Raw genomic sequence first — 10,610 nt, 5'->3', positions numbered from 1 at the left:
CCGCCACAGCGGCCCCATCAGCGCGCCCCGTCAGAACGAAATCGAAACAGCCCGAATCTCCCTCTGTCTCGGCGAGAGCGCCCCTGTCCCGCGAGCCGCCAACGCAAAGGGCGAGCGCCGCAAGGGAAGACCCCTCGCAGCGCTCGCCCGGTGCGGCGGCTCCGGCTCAGCCGAAGCGGCCCGAGATGTAGTCCTCGGTCTCGGTGCGGGTCGGGTTGGAGAAGATCTCGTTGGTGGCCCCGGCCTCCACCAGCTCCCCCGGCCGGCCGGTGGCCGACAGGTTGAAGAAGGCGGTCTGGTCGCTCACGCGAGCCGCCTGCTGCATGTTGTGGGTGACGATCACGATCGTGTACTGCGACTTCAGCTCGTTGATCAGGTCCTCGATGGCGAGGGTGGAGATCGGGTCGAGCGCCGAGCACGGCTCGTCCATCAGCAGCACCTGCGGGGAGACGGCGATCGCACGGGCGATGCACAGACGCTGCTGCTGACCGCCGGACAGGTCGCCGCCCGGCTTGTTGAGGCGGTCCTTCACCTCGTTCCACAGGTTAGCACCGCGCAGGCTGGCCTCGGCCACCTCGTCCAGGCGTGCCTTGTCGCGCACCCCGGACAGCTTCAGGCCGGCCACCACGTTGTCGCGAATCGACATGGTGGGGAACGGATTCGGCCGCTGGAAGACCATCCCGACAGTGGTGCGGACGCCGACCGGGTCCACCCCCTTGGCGTACAGGTTCAGGTCGTCCAGGAGCACCTCGCCGGTGGCGTAGGCGCCCGGGGTGACCTCGTGCATGCGGTTGAGGGTCCGCAGCACGGTGGACTTACCGCAGCCGGACGGGCCGATGAAGGCGGTGACCGACTTCGGCGCGATCGACAGCGAGACGTCCTTCACGGCGTGGAAGTCGCCGTAGAAGATGTTCAGGTCGTTCAGGGTGAGACTCTTGGCCACGGGTCAGCTTCTTTCTGTCTTGGTACCGGTGAACCGCGCCAGAATCTGCGCGCCCACGTAGACGATTCCCACCAGGATCACCAGGGTGAGGGCGGCGCCCCACACGGTGTCGTAGCCGGAGGGACCGCTGTTGTAGTTCTGCAGCATCATCAGCGGCAGGGACTGCTGGTTGCCCTCGAACGGATTGACGTTCATCGCGCGGGTGGCGCCGACCAGGATCAGCACCGGCGCCGACTCGCCCATCACGCGAGCGATCGACAACATCACGCCGGTGATGATGCCGCCCATCGCGGTCGGCAGCACCACGCGCAGGATGGTCTTCCACTTGGGGACGCCCAGGGCGTACGACGCCTCGCGCAGCTCGTGCGGCACGATCTTGAGCATCTCCTCGGTGGCGCGCACCACCAGCGGCACCATCAGCAGGACCAGGGCCAGCGCGACCACGAAGCCCGAGCGAGGCAGGTCGAGCGTGGTCCGCCACACCGCGAAGATGAACAGGGCGGCGACGATCGACGGCACACCGGCCAGCACGTCCACCATGAAGGTGGTGACCTTCACCAGGCGTCGGCTCTGGTCGGCGTACTCGACCAGGAAGATGGCCACCAGAATGCCCAGCGGCACCGAGATGACCGCTGCCAGCGCGGTCTGGATCAGAGTGCCGACGACGGCGTTCGCGGCGCCGCCGAATCGTTCGGACTGCAGCCACCAGTCGGGGTCGAGGATGGGACCGAGGCCGCGGGCGACCAGCGTCCACACCAGCCAGCCCAGCGGCAGCACCGCCAGCACCACGGCCGCCGAGACCAGCACCCGGGCCAGTCCGTCGGTGAACCGCCGGCGCGGTGAGGCAGCGGTCAGGTGCTCCAGACCGCTCGGTCCCGCCGGTGTGGTCGATTCCGTTGTCGCTGAGCTCATCTCAGGCCCCCTTCCGGGCGATCACCGCACGCGCCGCGGCGTTCACGATGAAGGTGAGGACGAAGAGCACCAGGCCCGCCGAGATGTACGCACCGGTCTTGGCCGGGGTGTCGAACTCGGAGGCGTTGTTCGCGATCACGGTCGCGAACGTCTGCCCGCTCTCCAGCAGGTTGAAGTTGATCGGCCCCACCGTGGAGATGATCAGCAGCAGTGCCATGGTCTCGCCGAGCGCACGCCCCAGACCCAGCATCGAACCGCTGATGTAGCCGGAGAAGCCGAACGGCAGCACGGCGGTCCGGACCACTTCCCACTTGGTCGCGCCCAGGGCCAGGGCGGCCTCCCGCTGCGACCGCGGGGTCTTGGCGAACACCTCGCGGGTGACGGCGGTGATCACCGGCAGGATCATCACCGCGAGCACGATGCCGGCGGTGAGGAGGGTGCCGCCGGTGGACATGTTGGCCACGTTCTGCGGCTCCCGGAAGAACGGCAGCCAGCTGCCGGTGGTGTCCACCAGCCACTGATTGATACCCACCATCGCCGGGCCGAGGACCAGGATGCCCCACAGGCCGTAGACGATCGACGGCACCGCGGCCAGCAGGTCGACCACGTAGGTGATCGGCTTGGCCAGCCGCGGCGGCGCGTACTCGGTCACGAAGACCGCGATCCCGAGCGCCACCGGCATGGCGATGATCAGCGCGATCACCGACACCACCACCGTGGCGTAGAACTGGGCCGGGATACCGAACTTCATCTCCGAACCGGTCACCACCCAGGTGCCCGTGTAGGTGAAGAAGTTCGCGGTGTTCTGCAGCAGAGCCGGAACGGCGGTGATCAGCAGGAACAGGGCGATCAGGCCGATGGCGGCCGAAACCAGCAGGCCCGAGCCGGTGGCCAGCGTCGACATGACCCGGTCACCGATCTGCGAGACCGTGCCGAGGGCTCCCTGCGGCCCTTGCTTCTTCGGCGGACGCGGCGGCGGTTCGGGACGCCTGCCAGTGTGCTCAGTGGTGGTCACCGGCGGACTCATCATGGCCTCCGGGGTGGTCACAACGCGTCGATCGTGCCACGGAGGGTGTTGGAGTAGGCCTCCGGCAGCGGCACGTAGCCGATCTCCGCCAGGCCCTCCTGGCCCTTCTCGAGGATGGTGGTGAACGCCGACTTCATCGCCGGCGCGGTCTGGTCGTCGGCGTAACCGGCCGAGCACACCACCGAGTACGGGGTCAGCAGCAGCGGGTAGGCCCCCGGCTTGGACATCGAGTACAGGGCGTCGGTGTCGACGACGAGGTCCTTGCTGCCCGGGTCCGCGAAAGTGATGCCCTCCAGCGCGCCGGCCGCCGACTCGGCGGTGAGTTCGATGGCGCCGGCACCGAAGTCGATGGCCGCGATGCCCAGGTCGTTCTCGGTGGCGAAGCCCCATTCGACGTAGGTGACGGCACCCGCGGTCTTCTTGACGGTGTCACCGACGCCGGTCGACTTGGCCGCACCCGAACCGCCCTGGCCCGTCCATTCCTTGCTGTGCTCGTACGGCCACTGCTGCGGTGCCGCGTCGTGCAGGTAGCGGGTGAAGTTGTCGGTGGTGCCCGAGCTGTCCGAGCGGTGCACCGGGACGATGTCGGTGGCCGGGAGCGAGACGCCGGGGTTCAGCGCCGCGATCTTGGCGTCGTTCCACTTGCCGATCTTCGAGTCGAAGATCTCGGCCAGGACCGAGGCGTTCAGGTTCAGCTCGTCCACGCCGGGCAGGTTGTAGGCGATGGCGACGGGCCCGACCACCAGCGGCAGGTGCCAGGCCTCGTTGCCGCCGCAGCGCTCGGCGGCCTGGGCCACCTCGTCGCCGGCCAGCGGCGAATCGGAACCGGCGAAGTCGACGTCGCCGGCGAGGAACTTCTTGATTCCCGCGCCCGAACCGGAACCGGTGTAGTCCAGGACGGCGCCACCCTCATCGGTGAGGACGTCGGAGAAATGCGTCATCGCTTTCTGCTGGGCGGTGGAACCCTCACCGGTGATGGTGGTGGAGTCGGAGCCACAGGCGGACAGCACCAGGCCGGCGGCGAGAGCCGCGGATACGACGGCGGTGGTGCGGGCGGCGGGCTTGAGGATCGCAGACATGCGAGGGCAGACCTTTCGATTGCTTCGTCAACAAGGCGAAGCTATCGACGCCCGGTGTTATCGAAGGATCGGCAAGGTGTCGCAAATGCGAACAACTGTCTGCCGGCAGTTGAACCGCTCAGCGGTAGGCGACATCCACCGCGTAAGGGCGGAATCCCAAGCGGCGGTAGGTGGTCAGGGCGGCGACGTTGTCGCCCTCCACGTACAGCTCCACCTCGCTCAGCCCCTGGTCGGCGAGATGGTTCAGCCCGGCGAGCGTGAGGAACGACCCCAGGCCCCGGCCCTGTGCGGCGGGGTCGACCGCGACCACGTAGACCTCGCCGAGGGGCACGTCACCGGTCTCGTCGGCGCTGTGCACCTTGGTCCAGTGAAAGCCCAGCAGACAGTCGGGGTCGCCGGCGTCGAAGGCCAGGAACAGTCCTTCCGGATCGAACCATTCCGACGACGTGCGGTCGTCGATCTGGCGTCGCTCCCACCCGCCCTGCTCGGGATGCCAGTCGAAGGCGGCGTTGTTCACGCGCAGGATCTCGGTATCGTCGGCCGGGCCCGCGTAAGTGCGCAGCACCACGTCGTCGCGCTCGGGCAGCGGCGGCAGGGGCACCGCCCCCGGGGTACCGGGGGGCACGGTGCGCCGCAGCTGCAGCAGCTCGCGCACGCGATCGAGTTGCAGATTGGCAGCCAGCCCGGCGGCGGCCGCCAGGTCGCCGTGCGCCCAGAGCTGCGGGGCCGCCCCTCCGGCCTTCCGTGCCTCGCCGAGGGCGGCCGCGACCAGCCTTCCCCCTTCGCCGCGGCCCCGGTGTTCGGGATCGACGACGGCCTCCACGGCGGCCGCACCGCCGGCGGGCGGCACCACGATGCCGGCGTAGCCGTGATCGGAGAGCACGTGCCGTCCATCCGGCGCCGAGAGCGCCTCGCGGAACTGTTCCGACAGCGGGCCGACGCCGTCGTGCGCCTCGGCGCGGGTCAGCAACCCCCGCACGGCGGAGATCTCGGCCTCAGGCAGCGGGCCGCGGACGATACGGGGGGAAGACATGTCGGTCACCCTCCCACGGTAACCCGGCGCCCGGTGGGTGCAGCTACCCCGCGGTGTCCACCACGTCGGGGACGTCGTCGTCGGGTTCAGCGGCCGCGGACCGGTTGCGGTTCGGGCGCACCGCCTTGTAGCCGACGTTGCGGACCGTGCCGATGAGGGACTCGTGGTCGCTGCCGAGTTTGGCGCGCAGCCGGCGCACGTGGACGTCGACGGTGCGGGTGCCGCCGAAGAAGTCGTAGCCCCAGACCTCGTGCAGCAGCTGGGCGCGGGTGAAGACCCGGCCGGCGTTCTGTGCGAGGAACTTCAGGAGCTCGAACTCCTTGTAGGTCAGGTCGATCGGCTTGCCGCGCAGCCGGGCGGTGTAGGTGGCCTCGTCGATCACCAGCTCACCGAGAGTCACCCGGTCGTCGGGTTCGGTGGCGCCGTTCCCTCCCCGGGCCACGAGCAGGCGCAGGCGCGCATCGAGCTCGGCCGGACCGATCTCGGGGAGCAGGAAGTCTTCGATCCCCCAGTCGGCGGTCACCGCGACCAGGCCGCCTTCGGTGAACACGGCCCCGAGCCGGGAGCGGCCGCCGTGCAGCAGCCGGCACAGACCACGGGCGGCGGCCAGGTCCCGGCGGGCGTCGACCAGCACCACCTCGGCGTCACCCATCTCGATGAGAGAAGAGGTGTCCGCGGGTAGCAGCCGCACGCGGTGCGGCAGGAGGGAAAGGGAGGGAAGCACCGCATCGGCGGAGTCCTCGACGGTCAACAGCAACAAGTCCACTACCACTCCGATCTCGAGGTGGCCTTCGTTGTGGGCTGTCGATCGACGCTGGTCGCAGCACCTGATATTTCTGATGCCACAATAGCGGCAATGTCCCCCTCGACCCGAATCCGCGGTTCCGCCCGCGTCCGGCGGTTCCTGGCCTGGACCGTCGCCGGCGTGGTCCTGGTGCTGGTCGCGGCCCTGCTGACCGACTTGGTCGCGGCCTCGCGGGGCGAGCACCGGCTGGCGCGCGCACTGACCGCCTCACCGGCGGTGACCTACGAGCCGGAGGTGATGTTCAGCGGCTTTCCGTACCTGCCCGCGGCCTCGCGGGGCGAGTTCGACCTGGTGCAGATCACTGCCCGCGGCGCCACCGTCGCCGGCTGCGGGACGTGCACCGTCGACATCTCCGCCGGCCTGCACGACGCGGTGCTGGGCGACGTCGGCGACCTGACCGCCTCGTCGCCGCTGCACTTCTCCCGCCTCACCGCGGAGACCCGCGTCGACTCGGTGAATCTGGGCCGGCTGATGAACATCGTCGACCTCTACATCAACACCCCGGCACCGGAGGGCAAGGTGGGCGCCGGCGGCCCCGGGGACGGCCTGCTCGAACGCACCAGCGGCATCCTGCTCAGCGGAACGGTGCCCCTGCCCGGCTCCCCCGCCGCCGACCACGGCTATCCGCCGTCGGCGTCGGAGTACCGGCACCCGAAGGTCAAAGTGAGCGTCTCGGCCCGCGTGGACGTGGTGGACGGGCGGGTCCGTATCGAGGCCACCGACTTCTACTCCGGGCCCGAAGAACACTTCGACGACGACGTCCCGGCCGAGTTTCGCTCACACGTACTTAAATTCTTCTCCACAGTCCTCCCGGAACTCCCGCTTGCCTGGGGCACCCCGGCGACCAGGGCTTTGTCCCGCGGAAGCGACCTGATCGTGGCCGGTGAGCAGGCGGCGGGCACCGTGGAACCGCGCACCTACTGAATCGGCGAACCGGCGGTGCCCAAAAGCTGTTGTAGCGTCGGCACCAAGCAAGACCAGCCGTGATCGCCAGCCGATCTTCCGGCTACCCCTGGGGAACCTCGCGCCACCGGCGCTCCCCGCCCGCGGTGCGGCCCGGTCGTGCCCGAGAACCCGATAGATCACCGAAAGGATCGACTCATGGCACGCTCCGATGTGCTGGTCAGCACCGACTGGGCTGAGCAGAATCTGAACAACCCGGACGTGGTGTTCGTCGAGGTCGACGAGGACACCTCGATCTACGACACCAACCACATCCCCGGTGCTGTCCGCCTCGACTGGCGCAAGGACCTGCAGGATCCGGTCCGCCGTGACTTCCTGGATGCCGACGGCTTCGCCAAGCTGCTCAGCGAGCGCGGCATCGCCAACGACGACACCGTGGTGCTGTACGGCGGCAACAACAACTGGTTCGCCGCCTACGCCTACTGGTACTTCAAGATCTACGGCCACAAGGACGTCAAGCTGGTCGACGGCGGCCGTAAGAAGTGGGAGCTCGACGGTCGTCCGCTCAACGGCGAGACCGTCACCCGCGAGGCCACCACCTACGTCGCCTCCCCGGCCGACACCTCGATCCGCGCCTTCCGCGATCAGGTCCTCGACTCGATCGGCAAGGTCAACCTGGTCGACGTCCGCAGCCCCGACGAGTTCAGCGGCAAGATCGCCGCGCCGGCGCACCTCCCGCAGGAGCAGGCGCAGCAGCGCGGCCGCATCCCGGGCGCCATCAACATCCCGTGGTCGACCACCGCCAACGAGGACGGCACCTTCAAGAGCGACGATGAGCTCATCGCCCTCTACGCCGACAAGGGCTTCAACGACGACCTCGAGACCATCGCCTACTGCCGGATCGGCGAGCGCTCCAGCCACAGCTGGTTCGTGCTGCAGGAGATCCTGGACAAGAAGAACGTCCGGAACTACGACGGCAGCTGGGTCGAGTACGGCTCCCTGGTCGGCGTCCCGGTCGAGATCTGAGCGGAGGAGAACGACATGTGTGCAGCCCCCAAGCAAGGTCAGACCATCCCGGCCGGCGTCGACGTCGAGAAGGAGACCGTCCTGACCGGACAGGTGCTCGACGGTGCGGGTACGCCCGTGGCGGGCGCCTTCGTGCGTCTGCTCGACTCCACCGGTGAGTTCACCGCGGAGGTGGTGGCCTCGGCCACCGGCGACTTCCGGTTCTTCGCCGCGCCCGGCACGTGGACGCTCCGCGCGCTCAGCTCGCAGGGCAACGGTGACGTGACCATCTCCCCGGAGGGCCCGGGCGTCCACGACCAGGACGTGACCGTCGCCAAGTAGTCTCCCACCGCCCAGAAGCGGTGTCGGTCCTGAACCCCGTCTGCGTCGCAGGCGGGGTTCAGTGCTGTCCGGGGCGGGGACGGTGGATCACCTCGGGCGTCAGGCCCCACTCGTCGCGCCCGAGCCGGGCGACCGGCCGCAGCCGGGTGAACTCGGGGTGGTCGCCGTCGAGCACGGCCTCGTCCACCGAGAAGGCGACCACCTCGCCGAAGATCACGGTGGAGGCCCCGAAGCCGACGGTGCTGTGCAGCCGGCACTCCAGCGCGGCCGGACTGGCGGCCACGCGCGGTGGTGCGACGACGCTGCCGGCCTCCATCGCCACCCCGACCTGCTCGGCCTCGTCCACCTCGGGCCCCAGGCTCGCACTGGTGGCGTTGGCGGCCTCGGCCAGGTCTTCGGTCACCAGACTCACCGTGAACTCACCGGTGGCCCGGATGTTGCGCAGCGTGTCTTTGGTGCCGATCGAGGTGAAGGCGATGATCGGCGGCCGGTGCGAGGCGACGGTGAAGAACGAGTGCGGCGCCAGGTTGCCCACCCCGTCCGCATCGACGGTGGCGACCCAGGCGATCGGCCGCGGCACCACCAGCGCCGTCAGCAAAGCGTACGGGTCCACGCCGTCGTCGCCCGGCCGGAACTCCCGTCGTGTGCTCACGCCGCACACGGTACCGCCGGGCGCGGCAGTGGCATACGCCATAACGCGGGTGGCCGGGTCGGTTCGTGCGCGCCCGCGCGGTATCATGAGCCCGTGGTCATCTTCTTTGAGGTTCTGCTGGGACTCGCCTCCCTGCTGATCGTGTGGTTCGCGCTGTACGTCATCTACCGCCTGGTCACCGACGAGTCATGACTCGTTCGGGCAACGAGGCGATCGCCGGCGCCGAGCAGCGTGCTGCCGAGACCGGGGACAAGAACGTCCCGACGGTCGGCGATCTCCCCCTGCCCGTCGACACGGCGAACCTGCGTCTGGGACCGGACCTGCATCCGGGGCTGCTCGGGCTGCTCCCCCTGGTGGGCGTCTGGGAAGGCGAAGGCGAAGGCCACAATCCGCTGACCGGTGAGGACTACCCGTTCGGTCAGCAGATCATCGTCAGCCACGACGGCGGCAACTACCTGTCGTGGCAGTCGCGGTCGTGGGTGCTCGACGAGGACGGCGAGTACGTCCGCCCGGATCTGCGGGAGTCGGGTTTCTGGCGCATCGGCGACGACGACACCATCGAATTGCTGCTGACCCACGCCGAGGGGTCCATCGAGCTGTACTACGGCCGCCCCCTGAACCAGACGTCGTGGAATCTCACCACCGACGTCACCATCCGCACCGAGACCGGTGCGCACACCGGCGCCGCCAAGCGCCTCTACGGCCTGGTCCCCGACGGCGACCTGGCCTACGTCGAAGAGCGGATCGACACCGACGGGGATCTGACTCCCCGCCTGTCGGCCAAGCTCACCCGCGTCATCGGCTGACGCCACTCCTCTGCCGGTCCCGCATCAGCCGACCCCTCAGCAGCTGATGCCCGTCTCCGCGACGCCGCGTCAGATGGCGACCATCCGGTGGGTGAGCGCGGGCTCGCGCCGGCCGCGGATGGCGATCAGTTCACGTGCGTGCAGATCAAGGGCCACATCGCCGGGCAGCTGCGGGGTCCACGGGCGCACCGTCGTCGCATCCCCGTTCTCGTCCAGCGCGGCCAGGACCGTGAGACTGTGCGCGGCCAGCCGCGCGGTCTCCCGGCCCTCCCGCGGCCAGAACGTCCGCACGTCCACCGCGACGTGCATGGTCTGCTTCCCGGTGTGGATCAGCCGCGCGGAGATCTCGGCCACCTGACCGATGTGGATGGGCCGGTAGAACCGCACCCCGCCCATGTACGCCGTGGCCACCTCGCCCGAGCACCAACGCACCCCGCACAGGTAGGCCGCGTCGTCGATCCAGTTCATCACCCGGCCGCCGTGCGCCTTGCCGCCCCAGTTCACGTCGGTGGGCGCCGCGAGGAACCGGGTGCCCACCTCCAGGGCCGCCGTCGGCGCCGAGTAGTCGGCCTTCTCCATCGCCGCGGCGATCCGGGACCGCACCTGTGAGCGCTGCTGCGCGTACTCGCTGCGGGCCACGTCGTCGGCCCGCATGGGTTCCCACTGCCGCACCGGCGTCGGCTTGCCGTCTTCGTCGACGGCGACGAAGACCAGCAGGCACGAGCTGGCCGGATGGAAGGTGCCCACCCGCGGATCGGCCGAGGAGACGGTGCACTCGATGTGCATCGAGCTGGTGCCGGTGTGGATCAGCGTCGCCGTCACCTCCACCAGGTCACCCGAGGAGATGTCCCGCCCGAAGCTGATGTTCCCGACGTAGGCGGTGACGCTGTACCCGCCCGACCAGGCCGCCGCGCACGCGTAGGCGGCCTTGTCGACCCACTCCAGGACGCGGCCGCCGCGGACGCCGCCGCCCAGGGAGGCGACATCGGTGGGCGCGGCCATGAAACGCAGCGTGATCTCTCGGTCGGTGATGGGCATCGGTCTACCTCTTTCTCCAGGTGTACCCATGCTGGACCGCCCGCCGATCGCACAGCGCACCGGCC

General features: G+C 69.3%; 12 protein-coding genes. 4 read left to right on the top strand and 8 right to left on the bottom strand.

The features are described from left to right. Positions 1-166: 166 nt before the first annotated feature. The 6 genes from pstB to ABD732_RS06995 all read right to left on the bottom strand — a co-directional run bounded on the left by pstB (position 167) and on the right by ABD732_RS06995 (position 5,760). Positions 167-943 carry a phosphate ABC transporter ATP-binding protein PstB gene (pstB, locus tag ABD732_RS07020; protein WP_344782000.1) on the bottom strand — a complete coding sequence of 259 codons (777 nt, stop codon included), beginning with the start codon at positions 941-943 and terminating at the stop codon, positions 167-169. Between the two features lie 3 nt (positions 944-946). After that, positions 947-1,855, bottom strand: a complete 909-nt coding sequence (pstA, locus tag ABD732_RS07015) for a phosphate ABC transporter permease PstA (protein WP_344781998.1) — start codon at positions 1,853-1,855, stop codon at positions 947-949. 1 nt (position 1,856) lies between these two features. Then, positions 1,857-2,885: a phosphate ABC transporter permease subunit PstC gene (gene pstC, locus ABD732_RS07010; protein ID WP_425553003.1), complete on the bottom strand. Its 1,029-nt coding sequence runs from the start codon at positions 2,883-2,885 to the stop codon at positions 1,857-1,859. A gap of 14 nt (positions 2,886-2,899) precedes the next feature. Next, positions 2,900-3,961 carry a phosphate ABC transporter substrate-binding protein PstS gene (gene pstS / locus ABD732_RS07005; protein ID WP_344781994.1) on the bottom strand — a complete coding sequence of 354 codons (1,062 nt, stop codon included), beginning with the start codon at positions 3,959-3,961 and terminating at the stop codon, positions 2,900-2,902. Positions 3,962-4,079: 118 nt separating this feature from the next. Next, positions 4,080-4,994, bottom strand: a complete 915-nt coding sequence (gene mshD, locus ABD732_RS07000; RefSeq protein ID WP_344781992.1) for a mycothiol synthase — start codon at positions 4,992-4,994, stop codon at positions 4,080-4,082. A gap of 43 nt (positions 4,995-5,037) precedes the next feature. Continuing rightward, entirely contained in the window at positions 5,038-5,760 is a 723-nt protein-coding gene (locus ABD732_RS06995) for a winged helix-turn-helix domain-containing protein (protein ID WP_344781990.1), read from the bottom strand. Between the two features lie 90 nt (positions 5,761-5,850). On the opposite strand from ABD732_RS06995, the gene ABD732_RS06990 reads away from it, so the two are divergent. The 3 genes from ABD732_RS06990 (at position 5,851) to ABD732_RS06980 (ending at position 8,049) form a co-directional block, all read left to right on the top strand. Next, positions 5,851-6,723, top strand: coding sequence for an LmeA family phospholipid-binding protein (locus ABD732_RS06990; protein WP_344781989.1), 873 nt, complete (start codon positions 5,851-5,853; stop codon positions 6,721-6,723). A gap of 177 nt (positions 6,724-6,900) precedes the next feature. Next, positions 6,901-7,728 carry a sulfurtransferase gene (locus tag ABD732_RS06985; RefSeq protein ID WP_344781987.1) on the top strand — a complete coding sequence of 276 codons (828 nt, stop codon included), beginning with the start codon at positions 6,901-6,903 and terminating at the stop codon, positions 7,726-7,728. A gap of 15 nt (positions 7,729-7,743) precedes the next feature. Further along, entirely contained in the window at positions 7,744-8,049 is a 306-nt protein-coding gene (locus tag ABD732_RS06980) for a DUF1416 domain-containing protein (protein ID WP_344781985.1), read from the top strand. 58 nt (positions 8,050-8,107) lie between these two features. Here ABD732_RS06980 and ABD732_RS06975 read toward each other — a convergent pair whose 3' ends face one another. Then, a complete protein-coding gene (locus ABD732_RS06975) occupies positions 8,108-8,701 on the bottom strand; it encodes a flavin reductase family protein (protein WP_344781983.1) in 594 nt (197 codons plus the stop codon). Positions 8,702-8,889: 188 nt separating this feature from the next. On the opposite strand from ABD732_RS06975, the gene ABD732_RS06970 reads away from it, so the two are divergent. Further along, positions 8,890-9,507, top strand: coding sequence for a heme-binding beta-barrel domain-containing protein (locus ABD732_RS06970; RefSeq protein WP_344781981.1), 618 nt, complete (start codon positions 8,890-8,892; stop codon positions 9,505-9,507). 69 nt (positions 9,508-9,576) lie between these two features. Here ABD732_RS06970 and ABD732_RS06965 read toward each other — a convergent pair whose 3' ends face one another. Further along, complete coding sequence (locus ABD732_RS06965) at positions 9,577-10,545, bottom strand: acyl-CoA thioesterase (protein WP_344781979.1); 969 nt, start codon at positions 10,543-10,545, stop codon at positions 9,577-9,579. Positions 10,546-10,610: the final 65 nt, after the last annotated feature.

This window comes from Gordonia caeni, from assembly GCF_039537105.1.
Classification (GTDB): domain Bacteria; phylum Actinomycetota; class Actinomycetes; order Mycobacteriales; family Mycobacteriaceae; genus Gordonia; species Gordonia caeni.
This window is presented reverse-complemented; position numbering and strand designations above follow the sequence as displayed.